Consider the following 21864-nt stretch of genomic DNA (forward strand, 5'->3'; position numbering starts at 1 on the left):
AGAAATGAGTGTGAGAATATGTCAATGGAAGACAAAACAACAGAAAATCAAGCATATGGTGCCGACCAGATTCAAGTGCTGGAAGGCTTAGAAGCAGTACGGAAAAGACCGGGGATGTATATCGGTTCTACTAGTGCAAGGGGATTACACCATCTTGTATGGGAAATTGTAGATAACAGTATTGATGAAGCACTTGCAGGATATTGTGATCATATCCAATTAATCATCGAAAAAGATAATAGTATTACCGTAAAAGATAATGGACGTGGAATCCCTGTTGGTATTCAGAAAAAAACAGGACGTCCTGCGCTCGAAGTCATTATGACAGTTCTCCATGCCGGTGGTAAGTTTGGTGGTGGTGGTTATAAAGTTTCTGGTGGATTACATGGTGTAGGGTCATCTGTCGTTAACGCATTATCAAGTAATCTGGAAGTACATGTGCACCTTGATAATAAAATTCACTTTCTAGGCTTTGCTAAAGGGGTACCACTTGGAGAAATCGAAGTGGTTGGTGAAACAGATACTACTGGAACGGTTGTACACTTTAAACCAGACACGGAAATCTTCACAGAAACGATTGAGTACGACTTTGATACATTAGAGCAGCGTGTACGTGAGTTAGCCTTCTTAAATAAAGGCTTGACTATCACGATTGAAGATAAACGTGAAGATAAAGAGCCAATCTCTTACTACTATGAAGGTGGGATTAGTTCATACGTTGAGTATATAAATAAAACCAAAGAAGTATTACATGAACCTTTCTATGCAGAGGGAGAAGAGCAAGAAATAGCTGTAGAAGTTGCGATTCAATATAACGATGGATTTGCGAGCAATTTATATTCCTTTGCAAACAATATCCACACCTACGAAGGTGGAGCACATGAAGTTGGATTCAGAAGTGGGCTTACCCGTGTAATTAACGATTATGCCCGGAAAAATAATTTGATCAAAGAAAATGATACAAATCTTTCAGGTGATGATGTTCGTGAGGGCATGACCGCTATCGTGTCAATAAAACATCCTGATCCACAATTTGAAGGGCAAACAAAAACAAAACTTGGAAATAGTGAAGTCAGAACAATAACTGACTCCGTATTCAGTGAGACATTTTCTAAGTTTCTCTATGAAAATCCATCTATCGCCAAAATTATTGTCGAAAAAGGTTTAATGGCATCCCGTGCACGCCTTGCTGCTAAAAAAGCGAGGGAGTTAACACGAAGAAAGAGCGCCTTGGAAATTTCTAACTTACCGGGGAAATTAGCTGACTGTTCATCTAAAGATGCAACGATTAGTGAATTATATATCGTTGAGGGTAACTCTGCAGGTGGATCTGCAAAATCAGGACGTGACAGGCATTTCCAAGCCATTCTTCCATTACGTGGTAAAATTTTAAACGTAGAGAAGGCGCGACTTGACCGAATATTATCGAACGTTGAAATTCGTTCTATGATTACTGCACTTGGTACAGGTATTGGTGAAGAATTTGATATAACAAAAGCCCGTTATCACAAAGTGGTTATTATGACAGATGCGGATGTTGATGGTGCACATATTCGTACATTACTATTGACATTTTTCTTCCGTTATATGCGTCCTTTAATTGATTATGGCTACATTTATATTGCACAGCCACCATTATTCCAAGTAAAACAAGGCAAGACAGTGCAATATGTTTACGATGAAAAAGAATTAAACAAAATTTTAGAGGGATTACCACCTACTCCAAAGCCAGGAATTCAACGTTATAAAGGACTTGGTGAAATGGATGCGGAGCAACTATGGGAAACCACAATGGATCCCGGAAGTCGTACATTGCTCCAAGTTGAATTATCGGACGCAATTGAAGCTGACCAGGTGTTTGATATGTTAATGGGAGACAAGGTAGAACCTAGAAGGAACTATATTGAAGCAAATGCAAAGTATGTAAAAAACTTAGATATTTAAAGCAAATCATCAAAATAAGTGTGTCTGTATAGTGATTGGACCAGTTAATAATAAAAGTCAGAACAATGATGTAAGAGGTAAGAAGTAAACGTTTAAGATTATAAATCTAATAAGCATATTGCTTGCGGTTATACTCTTTCGTAAATCTCTTACTTCTAGGGAAGCACCTGAGTTGTTTTCCTAATGGGAGGTAAATAAAAATGGCGGAGGAAAATCGTCGAAACGTTCAAGAAGTAAATATAAGTAATGAGATGCGTACGTCCTTTCTAGATTATTCTATGAGTGTTATCGTTTCAAGAGCTTTACCAGATGTACGTGACGGTATGAAACCGGTACACCGAAGAATTTTATATGCGATGAATGATTTAGGTATGCATTCGGATAAGGCACATAAGAAATCTGCCCGTATTGTTGGTGAAGTTATAGGTAAGTATCATCCGCATGGTGATTCAGCAGTTTATGAAACGATGGTGCGAATGGCACAAGATTTTAGTTATCGAAAAATGCTTGTAGATGGTCACGGAAACTTCGGATCTGTCGATGGCGACCAAGCAGCAGCCATGCGTTATACGGAAGCTAGAATGTCTAAAATCGCGATGGAGCTCGTGCGTGACCTTAATAAAGATACCGTTGACTTTAGGGATAACTATGATGGTTCTGAACGGGAGCCCGTAGTTTTTCCTGCCAGGTTCCCTAATCTACTTGTAAACGGAACTTCTGGAATTGCGGTTGGGATGGCTACCAATATCCCACCACATAACTTAGGAGAAACAATTGATGCTGTTTTAGCGATTAGTAGAGACCCAGAAATAACAATTGATGAACTGATGGAAGAATATATTCCCGGGCCAGATTTTCCGACAGCAGGAATCATTATAGGCAGAAGCGGTATCCGCAAAGCATATGAAACAGGAAAAGGTTCCATTACAATGCGTGCAAAAGTAGATATTGAGGAACATGCAAATGGAAAGTCGACCATTCTTGTTACAGAATTGCCTTATCAGGTAAACAAAGCTAGATTAGTTGAGAAAATAGCGGAGCTTGTTCGTGACAAAAGAATCGAGGGAATTACAGATTTACGGGATGAATCGTCCCGTGTTGGGATGCGTATTGTCATGGAAGTCCGCCGCGATGCGAATGCCAATGTCATTTTAAATAACCTGTATAAATTCACTTCTTTGCAAACTACTTTCGGTGTTAATACGTTAGCACTTGTAAATGGAGAGCCAAAGGTATTAACGATTAAGCAATGTTTAGAGCATTATTTAGAACATCAAAAAGTAGTTATAAGACGACGTACTGCCTTTGAATTAAAGAAGGCAGAAGCACGTGCACATATTTTAGAAGGGTTACGTATCGCCTTAGATCACTTGGATGAGGTCATATCGCTGATCCGTAATTCGGAAACAACAGATGTTGCGCGTAATGGCTTGATGGAACGTTTTAACCTTTCAGAAAAACAATCACAAGCTATTTTAGATATGCGATTGCAACGATTAACAGGTTTAGAGCGTGAAAAAATTGAAAATGAATATAATGAGCTCATGCAACTTATTAGCGAACTAAAAGCGATTCTGGCCAATGATGAAAAAGTATTGGAAATTATCCGCGAGGAACTGACAGAAGTTAAAGAACGCTTTAATGATGATCGCCGTACAGAGATTGTTGCCGGTGGTGCAGGATTCTTTGAGGATGAGGATTTAATCCCTGTAGAAAACATCGTTATAACGCTGACACATCAGGGTTATATTAAACGTCTACCTGCATCAACCTATCGCACACAAAAACGTGGTGGCCGCGGTATTCAAGGTATGGGGACAAATGAAGATGATTTTGTGGAACATCTTGTATCGACGTCCACCCATGATACGATGCTTTTCTTTACGAACAAAGGAAAGGTATATAAAGCTAAAGGATATGAAGTTCCTGAATTTAGCCGTACTGCAAAAGGAATCCCAATTATTAATATGCTTCAAGTTGAAAAAGGGGAATGGGTCAATGCAGTTATCTCTGTAAGTAATTATGATGAAGATTCATTCTTATTCTTCACGACGAAATATGGAATTACTAAGCGTACGTCACTGGATAAGTTTGCAAACATCCGTAAAGGTGGATTAATTGCGGTCGGACTTCGTGAAGATGATGAGCTTATTTCTGTCCGGTTAACCGATGGAAATAAAGATATGATGCTTGCTACAAAAAATGGCTATCTTATCCGTTTTGAAGAAACACAAATTCGTGCAATGGGCCGAACTGCTGCTGGTGTGAAAGGTATTTCATTGAGAGATGATGACATCGTTGTTTCCATGGAAATTATTGAAGAAGATTCGAAAATCCTTCATGTGACTGAAAGAGGATTCGGTAAACAAACAAATGAATCAGAATACCGTCGAATTAATCGTGGAGGAAAAGGTGTTTTCACTTGTAAACTCGACGAAAAAACCGGTGATGTTGTCGCTGTTAAAGCCGTTAAGGGTAATGAAGACCTCATGTTGATTACAATAGCTGGTGTATTGATTCGTATCCAAGTATCGGGGATTTCCGTAACAGGCCGTAATACGAAAGGTGTACATTTGATTCGTCTACAAGATGGGGAAGAAGTAGCAACCGTTGCTAAAGTGGACGAAGAAGAAGTAGAAGCAGAAATTGAGGAACAGTCCTTAGAAGAGAAAGTGAATGAGCAAGAAACTGAACAGGGTACAGCTGAAGAGACTGAGATTACAGAAGATAGCCCTACAGATGAAGAAGATGAATAAGTAAATCCTTAATGGGTGCTGGCTCGTTTAAGGATCAACTTTTGAAGATGACTTCGGATATGCACCCAACTCCTGAGTCATCTTCTTATCTTATTTAACAATGGGGGGAATTACATGCGTGTAAAACCATCACAATTGGTCCCAGGCTGTGTGTTGATTGATGAGGTAAAGGGAAAGTCCAATCGTCTAATCATGTCAAAAAATACAATTTTGAATGAAAAACATATAATAATTTTAAAAAAATTCCTGATTGAATCTGTGGAAGTATCGACGAAACTATCCGATGACAATGAATTCAAACCTGAACAGGTACATAAAGATGAAAAAGACCAGGCTGTAAAACAACCTGGTCCAGCGAGTACGAGTGAACTTTCATTTATAGAGCATTACTTAGAGGCAACAGCCTCTTATAAGAAAAACTATAAACAATGGAAAAATAGTATGCCGATTGATATTGCATCCATTCGAAAGTTTATTATTCCATTGTTGGAACGTATAGGGAATATTAATTCAAAAGAAATCTATTCCCTTCATAAGCATGTTGAGAAGAATGATTATATTTTTTATCATGGTGTGGCAGTTTCTCTTATTTCAGCGCTTTTAGGGGAAAAACTGGGGTTTTCCAAAGGCGAATGGTTGCAAATCGGACTGGCTGGATTACTGAGTGATTGCGGAATGGCCCGTATTGATTCAAAGATAATTACTAGCGCTAAGCCCTTAACACCCAGCGACTGGAAGGATATTAAAAACCATCCAACCTATTCCTATCGAATGGTGGAAAATCTACCTACCATAACTTCTGGAGTGAAATTAGCTATCTTGCAGCATCATGAACGCGTGGATGGTAATGGCTACCCACTTGGTATCACCAAGGAGAAAATTCACACATATGCTCAAGTAATCGCTGTTGCCGACATGTATCATGCGATGACAAGTGAACGACTGTACAAAGCAAAACAGTCACCATTTAAAGTGCTCGAGGAAATACAGAAAGAGCAGTATTTAAAATTTGATGCTAAAGTTGTAAAATGCTTCCTGGGACTTTTCACAAACTTGGCGTTTGGCGCAAACGTAATTTTGTCTGATAAAAGAAGCGGGGAAATTGTATTTATCGATCCGGATAAACCTACCAGACCATTGATCCGTATCCATGGTAGTGAGGAAGTTATTGCACTGGAACAGATACCTGAATTATATATCGAGGAAATAACAGGGAGCTAGCCATTATAGGAGCTCCCTGTTTTATATTTAAACCTTTATATCTTCGTAATTGAGATAAAGCAGCGAAGTTATATGTTTGTTAGATCCTATCTACAAAATCATAAATAGTAGCAACTGCTGGCTGATATCCGAAAACATATGCGATTGCTACCGTCCGGGATAGCTCAGGGCGGATGCAGACCTTAGGGCACGGCCTCAGCCCCGAAGAGAAAACCACTCTTCTGGTCTTCGGACACGTGCTGTTCCCGCAGGAGTCACCGCCCTGAGCCATCCCGGACTGTTAAAGCTGTAAGATGCTATTTTTGCTATTTACGAGGATAGTAATTGAAAGCAACCTTCTATCCAGCTCTGGGAAATACACGGAGACTCCTACGGGAAGAGAGGCATAGGTGAGACACTGAAATGGTCAGCATGAAGGGGCTCAGCAGCCGCCCGTGGAAAGCGAAGTGTATTTCCCAGAGCGGTTGCCGAAGCTTATCTTACGCTGTGGAATCTCTCACTAACATAATAATTTTTTTCAGTGGGGCGAGTAATCACATTCGAAAACTTCTGGAAAAAACAGCTTGTGTTAAGATATTCCCCCGTATTTATCCATGAGTTTTTTTCCAATCATATCGGGAATTTTCTCTGAAGTTATTTTTAGGAAATGATTAATAAACGGATAGTCTATGTCAGGCCTTGATACTAACAAATCCCCCCACCATTCTGCTTCATAACGACATAACATGCTCAGATTGAATAAAATCAAAAAATGGGTTATTACTTCGGAAATTGGAAGAAAATCATTCCTATGTGCAGGGAAATATATTTTTTTGTTATACATATGGATAAAAAAGGGCCCAGGAGAAGATGGGATTAATTCCTCCAGGTGAATTGATATCCTGTTACTATCTATTTCTATATCTTTAATTGTTGGTAGGAAACCTTCGATTCGCTTGATAAATGCCTGTTCAGTTAAATGATAGTTATCTAGTAATTGGAGTGGAAATCGCAGTATGCTTGAGTCCGCTCTACCAATATCCATCATCTTTTCATTCTTTTGAAGGGAGAAGAAGTCATTCATTTCGGGTATTGTACTAAAGAGCATTTCCATACTAATTTTTTCAAAAGAAAATTTTTTAAAGGAAAAGAGATGTTCGGAGAAGTAAGGAAATAGCCCATGTTGCTGAATTTTTACCTCATCGTTCATAAAAGTATAATTTTTTTTCTTACGCTTTCTTGTTGTCACACCATGTGCAAGTAAAGTTGTGGACTCAGGATAGTCGGGGCGTTCGGTTAATAGATATGCCTTCAACAGATGTACCATGCCGTAAAAATACAAAACAGGTTGTACCAATTGATCAGCCCTTCTTCCATTTTCATAGAAACGGAGTCCATGATCTAAATAGTACATAAATGTATGACAATTCTGATAGCTTTTTGATGCAGCATCTTCCATTCGTTCATAACAGATATTCAAAAATTCTTGGGCTGTTTGCTGAGCGTTTAAATACGTATAAAAATCTTTTATCTCCATTAATTTTCTAACCTCATAACTGTTTTAATATTTAGAATCTAGATTCTTTTCATTTTCCCCTAAATTGGGTTGAAAAAGCAGTGGGTTTGGAGTAATGTATATAAAAATAGATATACGTATATAGTTTGAACGATAATGTCTAACTTCATTCATAGTTGTTTGCAACTTAACTAAAACACGCTAGTTATTCAGAACGGGCATGTAACGGTAGTTGTAGATTTTAATCTATCGCAATTATTAAGGGAAACATAACGCTATATAGCTTAAAAGGAGGAGGAGTAAGGAATGAGAGAAGATAAGTTTGCCAAAGAAGGATTAACGTTTGATGATGTATTATTAATTCCAGCTGAGTCAGAGGTGTTACCAAACACAGTGAATCTGGGTACACAGTTAACAGCAAAGTTAAAGTTAAATTCACCATTTATCAGTGCTGGTATGGATACCGTTACAGAAGCAGAAATGGCTATCGCAATGGCTCGTCAAGGTGGATTTGGGGTTATTCACAAAAACATGAAGATTGAAGAACAGGCGGAGCAAGTAGATCGTGTGAAACGCTCTGAAAGTGGTGTTATAACGAATCCATTTTTCCTTACTCCAGAGCATCAAGTATATGATGCAGAGCATCTGATGGGGAAATTCCGAATTTCAGGAGTACCGATTGTTAATAATACGGAGGAGCAAAAACTCGTTGGTATTCTGACCAATCGTGATCTTCGTTTTATTCAGGATTATTCAATCTTAATTTCAGAAGTTATGACAAGTGATAATCTCGTAACAGCTCCAGTTGGCACGACATTGGAGGAAGCTGAAAAACTCCTCCAACAATACAAGATAGAGAAATTACCACTTGTGGATGAAAGTAATATTTTAAAAGGACTTATTACAATCAAAGATATTGAGAAAGTAATTGAGTTTCCGAATTCAGCTAAAGATGATCAAGGGCGATTACTTGTTGCAGCTGCAGTTGGCATAACGGGTGATGCAATGAATCGAATTCAAAAACTTGTTGAAGCAGGAGTCGATGCCATTGTTATTGATACGGCACATGGTCACTCCAAAGGTGTGCTTACGCAGTTAAAAGCAATTCGAGATGCTTTTCCTGACCTGGAAATTATCGCGGGTAATGTCGCTACTGCTGAAGGAACAAAAGCGTTAATTGAAGCTGGAGCATCCGTCGTGAAGGTCGGAATTGGCCCGGGATCAATTTGTACAACGCGTGTCGTTGCAGGAGTTGGTGTACCACAAATTACAGCTGTTTATGACTGTGCAGTAGCAGCAGCTGAATATGGTGTTCCGGTCATTGCAGATGGTGGAATAAAATATTCCGGTGACATTGTAAAAGCACTAGCAGCAGGAGCACATGCTGTCATGATTGGTAGTATGTTTGCTGGTACAACCGAAAGCCCTGGAGAAACAGAAATCTTTCAGGGAAGGAAATATAAAGTTTACCGTGGAATGGGATCTGTTGGTGCAATGAAGGCAGGGTCCAAAGATCGCTACTTCCAAAGTGATTCCGATAATAGGAAGCTTGTACCAGAAGGTATAGAAGGACGTGTAGCCTATAAAGGCGTACTTGCTGATACATTCCACCAGCTTATTGGAGGTCTGCGTTCTGGAATGGGTTATTGTGGAGCAGAAACAATTGAGAAGCTGCGCAACGATTCTCGCTTCATCCGTATCACAGGAGCGGGACTTCGCGAAAGCCATCCACATGATGTCCAAATTACAAAGGAAGCACCAAATTACTCTGTACAATAAATATAAATCAAATTACTCAGTTAAAAAAATGGATGAGGGACTATCCTCGTCTGTTTTTTTGTTTTTTTCTATGGTAAAATAATATGGTGCCTATTTAGGCATCATGAAAAATAAAAATAAATGATAAAGCTAGAGTAGCTTCTGGAGGTACATAAAGTTGAATAATAATTTTAAAAAAGTCGTTTCATTGGTACTTACAGCATTCGTATTAATGACGTCACTCATAACACAGCCATTCACCGCACAAGCTTCAGGTGAACTTGAATTAAAGGCTGAGTCAGCAATATTGGTCGATGCAGGTACAGGGAAAGTTTTATACGCAAAAAATCCAGATCAAGCACTCCCACCAGCAAGTATGACAAAGATGATGACAGAGTATCTAGTGTGGGAAGCAGTTGAAAATGGGCAAATCGGTTGGGATACGACAACACAGATTAGTGATTATGCATATAGTATCTCATCGAATAATGATTTTTCTGGAGTTGGCTTAAGGCAGCAAAAGGATTATACGGTTCAAGAATTATATGATGCAATGGCGATAAATTCCGATAATGCAACAAGTATTGCGTTAGCTGAGCTCATTGCCGGTTCAGAAGGTGAATTTGTTAAGCTGATGAATCAAAAGGGTGAGGAAATGGGCTTAACAGATTTCAAATTTGTTAATTCAACCGGACTTGACAATAAGGACTTGGGAGATAATTACCCAGAAGGAACAGATCCACTGGCAACTAACCTATTATCTGCAAGATCTTCAGCCTTACTTGCATACCATCTTGTAACAGATTATCCGGAAGCATTGGAAATATCTAAGATTCCCCAAACGCAATTTGATGGACAAACTATTAATAATTGGAACTACATGCTCCCACATGAAGGTGCCAACTTAGAACAATTTTACTATGAAGGTGTGGATGGTCTGAAAACAGGAAACACAGATTTAGCAGGCTACACTTTTACGGGAACGGCGAAAAGGGATAACACCCGGTTAATTTCTGTTGTGATGAAAACTTCTACAATAGAAGAACGTTTCGAGGAAACAAAAAAGCTGCTAGATTATGGTTTTTCCAATTTCCAAGCAGAAGAGCTTTTTCCTGCAGGTTTCCAGCTTGAAGGAGAAGAAACGATTCCTGTAGCTAAAGGTAAGGAATCTGCTATTAATGTTTCTATAAATGAAGCTATTAACATTCCGATTAAAGCAGATGAAGCAGAAATGTACAGCATACAATACCATATTGATGAAGATAAATTAAATGAAGATGGTGAACTTGTTGCTCCAATCGAAAAAGGTGAAGTGATCGGTACGGCCGAACTTGTCTATGATGGCGAAGCAGAATATGGATACATCTTCGGAGACACTTCAAGCCAGGTGGATCTTGTAACGAATGAAGCAGTTGAAAAGTCAAATTGGTTTATGCTTACATTAGGCGCTATTGGAGACTTCTTTGCTAACCTATTCACAACTGTCGTAGATTGGATAAAGGGACTATTCAGTTAAGAATACTTGCATCTTCACACCAAATTGATTATGATAACAATAATTAAAAAAGGTTGTTCAAAAGGGCCGAGGTCGGCTAAGTTCGCAACGTCCTGTGCGTCGAAGTCGAGGCGGCGTAGCTCCTGAGTAGCGGAACGTATAAAATTAATACGTGAGCAAAACGATCTAGCACGCGGGAAAAATGTTTTTCTTTTCCAAGGAACGGAAAAGAAAGGATTCGCGCAAAACTCGATGTGTCATTTTTACCGGACCTTTGAACACACATTAAAAGTAAAAGTATTGATAGGAAGCAGTAACAGTTCTTCTTTTTCTAGAGAGCCGATGGTTGGTGGAAATCGGTATGGGAGTTTTGTGAATCCATCCTTGAACTGGTTTGCGGAAAAGGGATAAAACCCTAAAGTAAGCAGACCCGGTCCATGTACCGTTACCAACTTTGAGCCGGAAGATTTTTTATCTTCAACAAGGGTGGCAACGCGGGAAATATACTCTCGTCCCTATTTTTTAGGGACGGGGGTTTTTTATTTTTGTACAGATAAGAAAGTATAACCATTTTTAGGAAACCCGTATAGGTGCAACTAAGGATTTCGCTACTAAAGTTCGGCGTTAAGCCAGAGTTTTCTAAAAGTAAAAATAAAGGAGGAATTCTCATGCTGGACATGAAGTATTTACGAAATAATCTTAAAGAAGTGCAAGAGAAATTGGCGCATCGTGGTGAGGACCTATCTGATTTGGACAAATTTGGTAGCCTTGATGAAAGACGCCGGGAGCTGATTGCAGAAACAGAGAAATTAAAGGCAAAACGGAATGAAGCAACGAAGCAAATATCTATATTAAAGAAGGAAAAAAAGGATGCTGAGCCGGCAATTAAGGAAATGCGTCAAGTAGGTGATGAAATATCTGTTCTTGATAAAGAGCTGAAAGATATTGAAGGAGAGTTGCAACAAATAATGCTTTCCATCCCGAATATTCCACATGAAAGTGTTCCCGTTGGTGAAGACGAAGATGATAATATCGAAGCGCGTAAATGGGGAAATGTACCAGGATTTGCCTTTGAAATTCAGCCGCACTGGGATATAGCCACGAATCTTGATATTTTGGACTTTGAACGTGCCGGTAAGGTAACGGGAAGCCGCTTTGTCTTTTATAAAGGACTGGGGGCAAGATTAGAACGTGCATTATTAAACTTTATGATGGACCTTCACGCGGAGGAGCATGGTTATGTAGAAATGCTTCCACCAGCAATTGTTAATCGCACAAGCATGACAGGTACCGGCCAACTGCCAAAATTTGAAGAGGATGCCTTTAAACTCGAAGAATGGGACTATTTCATGGCGCCGACAGCTGAAGTTCCTGTGACGAATTACCATCGTGATGAAATTTTAACTGGTGACGCACTTCCGAAAAAGTATGTTGCCTACAGTGCTAGCTTCCGTTCTGAAGCGGGATCTGCGGGTCGTGATACACGCGGATTAATTCGCCAGCATCAATTTAACAAAGTTGAACTTGTCAATTTTGTAAAACCTGAAGAATCTTATGAGGCTTTAGAAACATTGACAGGAAATGCAGAAAAAGTATTGCAGCTGTTACAACTGCCATATCGCGTTATGAGTATGTGTACAGGTGACTTAGGATTTACGGCAGCAAAAAAATATGATATCGAGGTATGGATTCCAAGTCAAGATACATATCGCGAGATATCTTCTTGCTCTAATTTTGAGGATTTCCAGGCGCGTCGTGCGGGAATCCGTTTCCGCAGAGATACAAATGGGAAACCAGAATTTGTTCATACATTGAATGGTTCTGGCCTTGCAATTGGACGTACCGTTGCAGCCATCCTTGAAAACTATCAGCAAGCAGATGGTACGGTTATTGTGCCTGAAGTGCTTCGTGGCTATATGGGTGGGAAAGAAGTTATAAAATAAATTGTAAAAGAGGAGGCAATCTTATCTCCTCTTTTACAACTCTTTACCAGATAAAAAAATGACGAAAAAGGTCGGAAAATAATTGACAATCGACAATGGGTCATGTTATATTTACTCTTGTCGTTATAACGGAGGTATACCCAAGTCCGGCTGAAGGGATTGGTCTTGAAAACCAACAGGCGGGTCAAACCGCGCGGGGGTTCGAATCCCTCTACCTCCTCCATTTTTAACTTAAAATATAACAATTGAAGATAAATAAAAACCGCTGAGCTAAAGCGGTTTTTTTGTTATTTATTTCTCCCACTCTCCCACTTCTCATGTAAAAAGGATTTCAAAAAGCTGTTAGGTAGATGGATTTTATCCTCATTAACCTGCAAGTAAAAAAAGTCTTCATCTTCTATACTACTTTCTATTTTTATATGATTTACTTCTTTATTTAATTTCTCCATTTTAAGATCCAATTTATTGGCTACTGTTGCTGCTTCCGTTATTTCCATTGTTAGACTATCAGGTATTTTCCCGTTGTATTTATAGTAAATTTTATGCTCGAGGCTTGCCCAGAAATCCATTGCTATAGTTCGTATTTGAATCTCTACAAATACTTCATCTTCCCGATCGGACAAAAATACCGGAATAGACAAAATAAGATGCAGACTTTTATAACCATTTGGTTTTGGATTTGCTATGTAGTCCTTTACTTCGATAACTTTAATGTCCTTTTGCTTTTGTATCATATCGCTTATTTTATAAATATCGGAAATGAATGAACAGACAACGCGTATTCCAACTATATCTTTAATATTTTGCCTAATGGAATCTATGGAGATATCCAAGTTTTTTCTTGCCATTTTTTTAAGAATGCTTTCGGGAGATTTAATGCGTGACTTCAAATGCTCGATTGGATTATATTCATGAATATATTGAAATTCTTCTTTTAAAATATTTAGCTTTGTATTCATCTCGTCCAACCCAAACTTATTGGTTGCCATAAAACGGGTTAGTTCATTGCGGACTTGCTTCAATGCCTGAATTTCTTTTGATTCCATTATTCTATTTCCCTTCCATCATGCAGGATATAATTTAGTATAACAAATGATTTTGCACTTATATACTTTCTTGACAAACATTAGCTAAACGCTTATAGTACAGTCAATCAAATGAATACATAGATGACCGTGATAGGCTAGTAAACAATGCTTAATTGATAAAAAGGTATAAAACATCCCCTCTATCTGCATAGATGTAACTTGGCAAATGTCTTCGTTAACTTATGTAATTAAGAAAGTATTATTATAATTCTCATTTGCCAAAATAGGGGCACCGCGGAAACTAATTCCGTCCTTTTAAAAGGATGAGACATTGGTTTTTTTATGTTTAGGAGGAAGTATATGAATAAAAAAATAGCTTTTCTAGGAGCCGGTTCTCTTGCTGAGGCGTTGATTTCAGGAATTATCAAATCAGGACTAATTTCAAAAGAAAAAATTTATGTTACTAACAAAAGTAATTTGGACCGCCTGAAATACTTGGAGGCAGGTTATCAAGTTCAATGCAGAACGAATAAAGAAGAGCTTGCTAAAGTGGCAGATCTCATTGTATTAGCTATGAAACCAAAGGATGCAATCCCTTCAATCGAATCCATAAGACCCTATTTAACCAATAATCAATTAATTATTTCCGTAATTGCAGGTTTATCTACCGATGAAATTGAGCGAGCGGTAGGAATAGACATTCCAGTTATGCGTGTGATGCCGAATACTTCAGCTATGATTGGCCATTCTGCAACAGCACTAACTCCTGGGAAGTACGTGACCGATGAGCATATAAAAGAAACAAATCAATTGTTTCAAACCGTTGGACTGACAAAAATTGTCCCTGAAGGCGATATGCATACCGTTACAGCGATTTCGGGTAGTGGACCTGCTTTTATTTATTATATGGTTGAGGCGATGGAGGAAGCGGCAATAGAAATGGGATTGGATGCAGAAACGGCATCAGTATTGATCGCGCAAACGGTCATCGGTGCTGGAAAGATGTTGCAGCAATCAGGGGAAACACCCGCAGTGCTTAGGGAAAATATTACAAGTACTGGAGGAACAACCGAGGCAGGACTTATAGAGTTGGCCAGCCATGATTTTCAGCGAATTGTTACATCTTGTATCAATCGGGCACGTGAGCGCTCTATTGAAATTGGAAAAAGTAAATGAAGGGGATTTTGAGATGGGAACACCAACTTGTGCGTACTGTCATAAACAGTGGAGCTACTTTTCCACATTAAAAAACTTATTTCGGCCAAAAATGAGCTGTGCTTATTGTGGTAAGGAGAACTACTATGAATCGACTGGTAAGAACAGTCTGTTAACTTTATTAGTTGCACCCGCTATAATTATTATTGGTGCTTTTCTCAATCTGCCCTCAGGCTGGCTTATCGGGATTTCTCTCGTGCTCATCCTAATTCATTTCCTGTTATTCCCGCTTCGTACGAAGGTTAAAAAAGTGAATAAAGGAAAATGATGTTCCAGTTTATTTAATAGAACATCATTTTCCTTTTACCGTTATGCTGTTTTAAATTATTTTGTCAGTTGTTTCCTTGTATAACGTCTGGAATGTTGTAAAGAGTGGCCGACTTTTTCCAAAATTAACGGGATGGAGTTTTCCTCTTTGATTAAATCATAGTCAGAAATATTAACCCGTAATATTGGACATGCATTGAAGTTATCAATCCAGTTTGTATAACGCTTATACATTTCTTCCCAATAAGTTATAGGAGTACTTTTTTCCATATCACGACCACGTTGTTGGATTCTGTTGATGATTTCGTCAAAAGACCCTTCCAGATAAATGAGCAGGTCCGGATGTGGGAAATATGGTGTCATAACCATTGCATCAAATAAACTTGTATAGGTTTCATAATCTGTGGGTGACATTGTCCCATTATCATAATGCATTTTTGCAAATATTCCTGTATCTTCATAAATAGACCTGTCTTGAATAAAACCTCCACCATATTCGAAAATTTTCTTTTGTTCCTTGAAGCGTTCAGCAAGAAAATAGACTTGAAGATGGAAGCTCCAACGTTCAAAGTCTTCATAAAAGTTTTCAAGATATGGATTTTTATCTACTTTCTCAAATGATGTTTTAAAGTTTAAAGCATTTGCTAATGCCTTTGTCATTGTTGATTTCCCAACCCCGACAGTACCAGCGATTGTTATTACACTGTCGTTTGGGATATGATACTTTTCTCTTAGATTCATGTGTAGTGCTCCTCCTGCTGTATCATTTAAGTGTGATATTGGTTAAATGGGTATTTACCGTTTTAATAATTTGATCAAGATCATCCTGGTAATTCACAAAATCTGTTGTATCACCATTAATCCGGATGACAGGTATTTCTGGGTGTAAAATTTCAAATGCATTCATAAAGTCCTCATAATCGCTTGCAAGCTGTTCCAGATAGGAAGACTTAATGTTCTGCTCAATGTCCCTGCCACGCATGCGAATTCGCTCCAAAATAGTATCTAAACTTGCATTTAAATAAATCAACATGTTAGGAAGAGGCATATCCTTTGTAAGTATTTGATATATTTGCTCGTATTTTTCGAACTTATCTGCCTGCAATGTTCGTTTTGCGAAAATCATATTCTTTGATATATGGTAATCAGCAATTACTGCTTTATTTGATTTCAGGTATACCTTCTCAATATCTTCCAATTGTTTGTATCTGTTACACAGAAAAAACATTTCAGTTTGGAAACTCCATTCATTAATATCATCATAAAACTTTCCGAGAAATGGATTTTCCTCAACGATTTCTTTTAATAAGTGAAAATCAAAATGACTGGACAGCTTCTTTGCGAGGGATGTTTTGCCAATGCCAATTGGACCTTCAATTGCAATGAAGGGTACTTCTTTCATCGCTATTCCTCCAATCACTGTCAATGGACAGATGTCTTTTATTTTATCACAGAATGGTCCCATCTACTATATGAACAGAAGAAATTCCTTTCCAAATCAATAGTAATTTAGTATAATAAACTTTGTACTCTCTAAAAATATGGCTCCGTAGCTCAGGGGATAGAGCATTGGTTTCCTAAACCATGTGTCGCAGGTTCGAATCCTGCCGGGGTCACCACAATATATTACTAATCTCCTTCCAACAAATTCACTTTGATTTACCATATTCAAATATTGACATCAGAGAGGACAAACTATATGAGTCTAACAAAAAAGATTTTAATTGCGCTTGTATTGGGGGTCATTTTTGGAATAGGTTTCACCTTTGTTCCCCAAGAACTATTTACAACGATTAATACATATATATTAGACCCAGTTGGGCAAATATTTCTTAACTTAATTATGATGCTTGTTGTTCCACTTGTATTCGTATCGATTACTCTAGGTACGGCCGGTTTAGGAGAACCAGCGAAACTTGGTAAAATTGGTATCTATACTGTTGGATTTTTCCTTGTTACAACTTCATGTGCGCTTGTAATCGGACTAGGACTCGGGTATTTATTAGAGCCTGGAAAAGAAGGCGTATTTGAAACAACGGAAGAATTTGAACCAGGTGAAGCACCACCAATTATGGAAACAATTGTGAATATTATTCCTGAAAATCCAATAGCGTCCATGGCAGATGGAGAAATGCTTCAAATCATCGCATTTGCAATATTTATTGGGATTGCCTTGGCTTTACTTGGAGAAAAAACAGCAGGAATTTATCGGCTCTTCGAACAAGCAAATGAAATATTTAATTGGATTGTAAACTTTGTTATGAAAGCAGCACCATATGGAGCATTCGCGCTTGTTGCATCTGCTATTGGGGATGCAGGTTTAGATGCAGTAGGTTCCATGGCGATGTACATGGTTACTGTTGTGCTTGGATTAATTGTGCACGGATTGGTTATTTATAGTTTAGCGATTTGGTGGATTGGAAGGGCAAACCCATTTAAGTTTTATAAAGGTTTTTTCCCTGCGATGTCAGTTGGTTTTAGTACATCCAGTTCTAATGCGACATTACCATTTTCCATGAAAACCGCTCAAGAAAACCTTGGTGTCAAGAAAGAAATCAGCAGCTTTGTTCAGCCACTTGGGGCAACTATTAATATGGATGGGACAGCCATTATGCAAGCTGTTGCAACAGTATTCATATCCCAAGTATATGCCATTCCATTAGAATTCACGGACATGCTAATGGTCGTACTAACAGCAACGCTTGCAAGTATTGGCACGGCAGGTGTACCATCGGTTGGCTTAATTATGCTTGCAATGGTACTTGCACAAGTGGGACTACCTGTAGAGGGGATCGCACTGATTGTTGGTATTGATCGTTTATTAGACATGCTACGTACTTCCTTAAATATAACCGGAGATGCAACATGTGCCTTTATCATTTCTGAGCAGGAAAAACGTAAGGAATTAAAAGCAAAACAATTATAAATGAGAAAACCATTCATACTCTAGTGGATGGTTTTTCTTTTTGGAATCGTAGTCACAGCGCATCTAATTTACAGCTATTCTAATCGGCCAATCTACCCCATTTAAAAAAACAAAAAATAATTATCGATCGAAATACTTTCAAAATGTCACAGAATGTTCTAAAATAAAAAGTAGTTACCGAATGTTTCAATAATTTCATGTAATTAGAATGTAATCGTTTACAAATTTGGTGTGAGGTGATGAAATGGATATGCAAGTAGTACCTGCTCGTAAAGGCAATTATAATTTACAAAACTATGAAAAGATGCGTGAGAAATTTTCATGGGAAGATGTGAAGGAGAACTTTACCTGGAATAAAACGGGTAAGGTAAATATGGCTTATGAGGCGGTTGATCGGCATGCAGCTGATCCAGCAAAGAAGGATAAAGCTGCGTTACTGTATTCTTCTCCTGAACGAGAAGAAGTCGTCACATTTGGTCAATTAAGCATAGAGAGCAATAAGTTTGCTAATATACTTAAGAAGTATGAAGTAAATAAGGGTGACCGTGTATTTCTTTTTATGCCTAGAAGCCCAGAATTCTATGCGGCATTTTTTGGTATTTTAAAAACTGGTGCCATAGCAGGTCCGTTATTTGAGGCATTTATGGAGCAGGCAGTCAGGGACCGTCTGTTGGATAGTGAAGCCAAATTCCTGATTACAACACCTGATTTACTGTATCGCATACCACAGGATGAATTGCCAAATCTGGAGAAGATTATTCTCGTTGGGAACAATGATAAGGATGCAGAGAAATTTATTGATTATGATAAAGAAATGAAAGCAGCATCGACAGATTTTTCCATTGAATGGGTAGATTTGGAAGATGGGATGCTCCTGCATTATACCTCTGGTTCCACTGGAAAGCCAAAAGGTATCTTGCATGTGCATAATGCAATGATTCAGCACTATGCAACAGGTGAATGGGTATTGGATTTAAAGGAAGATGACGTCTATTGGTGTACGGCCGATCCAGGTTGGGTGACCGGTACAAGTTATGGTATTTTTGCTCCGTGGTTGCATGGTGTTACGAATGTCATCCGTGGTGGCAGGTTTACACCAGATGATTGGTATAAAACATTGGAAAATAATAAGGTTTCCGTATGGTATACTGCTCCAACTGCATTAAGGATGCTTGTAAGTCATGGAGATAATGCAGTGAAGAAGTATGATTTATCCTCACTAAGACATCTTTTAAGTGTTGGTGAGCCACTTAACCCTGAGGTTATTACATGGGGATTAAAGGCATTTGACTTAAGAATTCACGACACATGGTGGATGACGGAAACTGGCGCACAGCTTATCGTTAATCTTCCATCATTAGAAATTCGTCCGGGATCAATGGGAAAACCAATTCCAGGTGTGGAAGCATCCATCGTGGATAATGAGGGAAATGAAATTCCAGCGAATCAAATGGGGAATCTGGCAATAAAAGAAGGATGGCCCGCAATGATGCGCCAAGTATGGAATAACCCGGGTAAATATGATAGTTACTTTATCAATGGCTGGTATGTATCTGGTGACAGTGCATATCGCGATGAGGATGGCTATTTCTGGTTCCAGGGACGGTTGGATGATGTGATTAACACTTCCGGTGAACGTGTAGGACCATTTGAAGTGGAGAGTAAGTTGATTGAACATCCAGCAGTTGCTGAAGCGGGTGTTATTGGTAAACCAGATCCAGAGCGTGGAGAGATAATTAAGGCATTTATTACACTAAATGATGGCTATGACAATACAGAAGAGCTTCTAGAAGATATTCGCAAGTTTGTCAAAACAGGTCTCAGTGCGCATGCAGCACCACGTGAAATAGAAGTAAAAGATAGTATTCCGAAGACGAGAAGCGGTAAAATCATGCGCCGTCTCTTGAAGTCATGGGAACTTGGACTTCCAACAGGGGATACTTCAACATTAGAAGAGTAATCAATAGAACTTTGGTTTTTGCCCTCATGCGGCAGGGCCAAAGTTTTTTTCTTTGGCAGTTAAGAAGTGGAACTAAGGTCGTCACTTAAAGCTTGGCGACAACTAAGTTTTCTATTTATACTTAGTAGCATTAATAGGAAGAGGAGAATTCCAGTATGAGAGAATTAAACAATCGTACACATTATTATCCGGGTACATCCATTCGAATGATTCCAGGTGATGTCCTCTATTCTCACAAGACTGCATTGTCTTCATTAGTCGTTGGACACTCCGGGATTGTTGGTGAGGATTATCGAATATACCACGTAAATAAATTGGGGAGTAAGGGACATGCAGATCGAATACCAACTTATTTAAGCAGGCATAAGATTGGCGAAAAATTAACCATTTTACGAGGAAATAATTCAGATGAGGCAAGAAATGCAGCAAAATGGGCCAAGGATAATATCGATAGCGCAAGCACATATTCTTATACAAGAGACCTTCAAGATGTCGAAAAAAATTATTGCTCTAAATATGTTTGGCAGGCCTTTTATTTTGGAAGTGGTGGAAAGAAAGACCTTACTAGCAGAACATTGCATCAAACTTTAAAGAGATATATTAAGCCCGCGCAGATTTATCGTAGTTTGGAAAAAATCGGTATGTTTGATTATGATTTTCGTAGGTATTAGATAAGGGAAGATTAGAGGGATATGGCAATGGGAGAAAAAATAGACACTAATTTATTAATTAACTGAGGTGTAATTTATGCTGAATAATGAAATTACAGAACTCTTAAAGATAAAGTATCCGATTATACAGGCGCCTATGGCAGGTGGGATTACTACAACAGAGCTAGTTTCCGAAGTCTCAAATTATGGAGGTCTGGGAATGATTGGAGCAGGATATATGACTCCAATTCAAATACGTACACAAATTAGAGAAATAAAACAGTTAACATCAAATTCATTTGGTATCAACCTATTTGTACCAAATGAATTCGATGTTACTGACCAAGAAGTCAAATCCGTTAATCAGATATTACGGCCAATTCGTGAGCAATTGAATTTGCACCCAATTGATAGCTTGGAAATTCCGACATTTAATCATCTATTAGAGGAATTTAATGAGCAAATTAAGACGGTAATTGAAGAAAAAGTTCCGATTTGCTCCTTTACATTTGGTATTCCTCCAAGAGAAGTGATTCATGAGTTAAAACAACATCATATTATTCTAATGGGAACGGCTACTACGGTTAGAGAGGCATTGGAAAATGAAAAGGCAGGAATGGATATTATTGTTGTGCAAGGCAGTGAGGCTGGTGGACATCGAGGCAATTTTACCCAAGGGTATCAAGAGAGTTTGGTTGGTTTAATGTCACTGATTCCACAAGTTGCCGACAATGTAAGTATTCCTGTTGTTTCCGCTGGAGGAATAATGGATGGAAGAGGATTAACGGCCTCTATATGCTTAGGTGCGAAGGGGGTTCAGATGGGAACAGCCTTTTTAACTTGTGTGGAGAGTGGTGCTAATGAGCTACATAAAGAGGAAATTCTCAATGCTCACGAAGATCAAACTGTTTTAACACGTTCATTCTCAGGAAAATACGCAAGAGGAGTCAAAAATAAATTCATTTCAGAGATGCTGCAAAATGAAGCATCTCTCCCAGATTTTCCCGTACAAAACATATTAACAAAGGGAATTAGAAAAGCCTCTTCTTCGCAAAATAATCGAGATTATATGTCGCTTTGGTCGGGGCAAAGTCCAAGATTAGCTAAAAGACAAACGGTTAACGCGTTAATTAAAGGAGTTATTTCAGAGGCAAACAATATCAGAAATGGCAAATAAGAGAATTAAAAGGAGTCCATCATAGAGAT

The 21864-nt window shown here is 38.5% G+C and carries 16 protein-coding genes, 2 tRNA genes and 1 other annotated feature; of the genes, 14 read left to right on the forward strand and 4 right to left on the reverse strand.

The features are described from left to right. Positions 1 to 18 precede the first annotated feature (18 nt). From gyrB to BV906_RS12610, 3 genes are all read left to right on the forward strand, one after another. Positions 19 to 1944 carry a DNA topoisomerase (ATP-hydrolyzing) subunit B gene (gene gyrB, locus BV906_RS12600; RefSeq protein WP_087973950.1) on the forward strand — a complete coding sequence of 642 codons (1926 nt, stop codon included), beginning with the start codon at positions 19 to 21 and terminating at the stop codon, positions 1942 to 1944. 200 nt (positions 1945 to 2144) lie between these two features. Then, positions 2145 to 4700 carry a DNA gyrase subunit A gene (gene gyrA / locus BV906_RS12605; protein ID WP_087973951.1) on the forward strand — a complete coding sequence of 852 codons (2556 nt, stop codon included), beginning with the start codon at positions 2145 to 2147 and terminating at the stop codon, positions 4698 to 4700. A 114-nt stretch (positions 4701 to 4814) separates the two neighbouring features. Further along, on the forward strand, positions 4815 to 5921 hold the full coding sequence (locus tag BV906_RS12610) for an HD-GYP domain-containing protein (protein WP_087973953.1): 1107 nt from the start codon (positions 4815 to 4817) through the stop codon (positions 5919 to 5921). 568 nt (positions 5922 to 6489) lie between these two features. On the opposite strand, the gene BV906_RS12615 is transcribed toward BV906_RS12610, so the two are convergent. After that, positions 6490 to 7437 (reverse strand): YaaC family protein, encoded by a 948-nt coding sequence (locus BV906_RS12615; protein ID WP_087973954.1) that lies wholly within the window; start codon positions 7435 to 7437, stop codon positions 6490 to 6492. Positions 7438 to 7722: 285 nt separating this feature from the next. On the opposite strand from BV906_RS12615, the gene guaB reads away from it, so the two are divergent. The 4 genes from guaB to BV906_RS12635 all read left to right on the forward strand — a co-directional run bounded on the left by guaB (position 7723) and on the right by BV906_RS12635 (position 12835). Beyond that, positions 7723 to 9195: an IMP dehydrogenase gene (gene guaB / locus BV906_RS12620; RefSeq protein ID WP_087973956.1), complete on the forward strand. Its 1473-nt coding sequence runs from the start codon at positions 7723 to 7725 to the stop codon at positions 9193 to 9195. A gap of 157 nt (positions 9196 to 9352) precedes the next feature. Then, on the forward strand, positions 9353 to 10690 hold the full coding sequence (locus BV906_RS12625; RefSeq protein ID WP_245844089.1) for a serine hydrolase: 1338 nt from the start codon (positions 9353 to 9355) through the stop codon (positions 10688 to 10690). A gap of 270 nt (positions 10691 to 10960) precedes the next feature. Then, positions 10961 to 11189: a binding site (T-box leader), on the forward strand. A 148-nt stretch (positions 11190 to 11337) separates the two neighbouring features. Then, positions 11338 to 12612, forward strand: coding sequence for a serine--tRNA ligase (gene serS, locus BV906_RS12630; protein ID WP_087973960.1), 1275 nt, complete (start codon positions 11338 to 11340; stop codon positions 12610 to 12612). A 130-nt stretch (positions 12613 to 12742) separates the two neighbouring features. Then, positions 12743 to 12835, forward strand: a tRNA-Ser gene (locus tag BV906_RS12635). Between the two features lie 64 nt (positions 12836 to 12899). Here the strand turns inward: BV906_RS12635 and BV906_RS12640 are convergent. Next, positions 12900 to 13658, reverse strand: coding sequence for a GTP pyrophosphokinase (locus BV906_RS12640; protein ID WP_087973962.1), 759 nt, complete (start codon positions 13656 to 13658; stop codon positions 12900 to 12902). A gap of 342 nt (positions 13659 to 14000) precedes the next feature. On the opposite strand from BV906_RS12640, the gene proC reads away from it, so the two are divergent. Together proC and BV906_RS12650 are read left to right on the forward strand one after the other, a co-directional pair. Continuing rightward, on the forward strand, positions 14001 to 14816 hold the full coding sequence (proC, locus tag BV906_RS12645; protein ID WP_087973964.1) for a pyrroline-5-carboxylate reductase: 816 nt from the start codon (positions 14001 to 14003) through the stop codon (positions 14814 to 14816). A gap of 13 nt (positions 14817 to 14829) precedes the next feature. Further along, positions 14830 to 15123 carry a TIGR04104 family putative zinc finger protein gene (locus BV906_RS12650; protein WP_176330341.1) on the forward strand — a complete coding sequence of 98 codons (294 nt, stop codon included), beginning with the start codon at positions 14830 to 14832 and terminating at the stop codon, positions 15121 to 15123. Positions 15124 to 15179: 56 nt separating this feature from the next. Here BV906_RS12650 and BV906_RS12655 read toward each other — a convergent pair whose 3' ends face one another. Both BV906_RS12655 and BV906_RS12660 read right to left on the reverse strand, forming a co-directional pair. Continuing rightward, entirely contained in the window at positions 15180 to 15863 is a 684-nt protein-coding gene (locus BV906_RS12655) for a deoxynucleoside kinase (RefSeq protein ID WP_087973966.1), read from the reverse strand. Positions 15864 to 15885: 22 nt separating this feature from the next. Next, the gene (locus BV906_RS12660; protein ID WP_087973967.1) at positions 15886 to 16524 is read right to left on the reverse strand and encodes a deoxynucleoside kinase; all 639 of its coding nucleotides are present in this window, start codon (positions 16522 to 16524) and stop codon (positions 15886 to 15888) included. 141 nt (positions 16525 to 16665) lie between these two features. On the opposite strand from BV906_RS12660, the gene BV906_RS12665 reads away from it, so the two are divergent. The 5 genes from BV906_RS12665 (at position 16666) to BV906_RS12685 (ending at position 21835) form a co-directional block, all read left to right on the forward strand. After that, positions 16666 to 16741, forward strand: a tRNA-Arg gene (locus tag BV906_RS12665). Positions 16742 to 16821: 80 nt separating this feature from the next. Further along, the gene (locus tag BV906_RS12670) at positions 16822 to 18048 is read left to right on the forward strand and encodes a dicarboxylate/amino acid:cation symporter (protein ID WP_087973968.1); all 1227 of its coding nucleotides are present in this window, start codon (positions 16822 to 16824) and stop codon (positions 18046 to 18048) included. 244 nt (positions 18049 to 18292) lie between these two features. Then, complete coding sequence (acsA, locus tag BV906_RS12675) at positions 18293 to 20008, forward strand: acetate--CoA ligase (protein ID WP_087973969.1); 1716 nt, start codon at positions 18293 to 18295, stop codon at positions 20006 to 20008. A gap of 155 nt (positions 20009 to 20163) precedes the next feature. Beyond that, entirely contained in the window at positions 20164 to 20679 is a 516-nt protein-coding gene (locus tag BV906_RS12680; RefSeq protein ID WP_087973971.1) for a hypothetical protein, read from the forward strand. A gap of 76 nt (positions 20680 to 20755) precedes the next feature. Further along, positions 20756 to 21835: an NAD(P)H-dependent flavin oxidoreductase gene (locus tag BV906_RS12685; RefSeq protein ID WP_087973973.1), complete on the forward strand. Its 1080-nt coding sequence runs from the start codon at positions 20756 to 20758 to the stop codon at positions 21833 to 21835. The last annotated feature ends 29 nt before the right edge of the window (positions 21836 to 21864 follow it).

Origin of the sequence: Oceanobacillus rekensis (genome assembly GCF_002153375.1) — a bacterium.
Taxonomy (GTDB): Bacteria; Bacillota; Bacilli; order Bacillales; family Amphibacillaceae; genus Oceanobacillus; species Oceanobacillus rekensis.

Bases quoted from the DNA above. Each gene is read 5' to 3' on its own strand.
- BV906_RS12650 (WP_176330341.1), top strand. From the start codon at position 14,830: ATGGGAACACCAACTTGTGCGTACTGTCATAAACAGTGGAGCTACTTT.
- BV906_RS12670 (WP_087973968.1), top strand. From the start codon at position 16,822: ATGAGTCTAACAAAAAAGATTTTAATTGCGCTTGTATTGGGGGTCATT.
- BV906_RS12640 (WP_087973962.1), bottom strand. From the start codon at position 13,658: ATGGAATCAAAAGAAATTCAGGCATTGAAGCAAGTCCGCAATGAACTA.
- BV906_RS12655 (WP_087973966.1), bottom strand. From the start codon at position 15,863: ATGAATCTAAGAGAAAAGTATCATATCCCAAACGACAGTGTAATAACA.
- gyrA (WP_087973951.1), top strand. From the start codon at position 2,145: ATGGCGGAGGAAAATCGTCGAAACGTTCAAGAAGTAAATATAAGTAAT.
- acsA (WP_087973969.1), top strand. From the start codon at position 18,293: ATGGATATGCAAGTAGTACCTGCTCGTAAAGGCAATTATAATTTACAA.
- serS (WP_087973960.1), top strand. From the start codon at position 11,338: ATGCTGGACATGAAGTATTTACGAAATAATCTTAAAGAAGTGCAAGAG.
- guaB (WP_087973956.1), top strand. From the start codon at position 7,723: ATGAGAGAAGATAAGTTTGCCAAAGAAGGATTAACGTTTGATGATGTA.
- gyrB (WP_087973950.1), top strand. From the start codon at position 19: ATGTCAATGGAAGACAAAACAACAGAAAATCAAGCATATGGTGCCGAC.
- BV906_RS12615 (WP_087973954.1), bottom strand. From the start codon at position 7,437: ATGGAGATAAAAGATTTTTATACGTATTTAAACGCTCAGCAAACAGCC.
- BV906_RS12685 (WP_087973973.1), top strand. From the start codon at position 20,756: ATGCTGAATAATGAAATTACAGAACTCTTAAAGATAAAGTATCCGATT.
- proC (WP_087973964.1), top strand. From the start codon at position 14,001: ATGAATAAAAAAATAGCTTTTCTAGGAGCCGGTTCTCTTGCTGAGGCG.
- BV906_RS12660 (WP_087973967.1), bottom strand. From the start codon at position 16,524: ATGAAAGAAGTACCCTTCATTGCAATTGAAGGTCCAATTGGCATTGGC.
- BV906_RS12610 (WP_087973953.1), top strand. From the start codon at position 4,815: ATGCGTGTAAAACCATCACAATTGGTCCCAGGCTGTGTGTTGATTGAT.
- BV906_RS12680 (WP_087973971.1), top strand. From the start codon at position 20,164: ATGAGAGAATTAAACAATCGTACACATTATTATCCGGGTACATCCATT.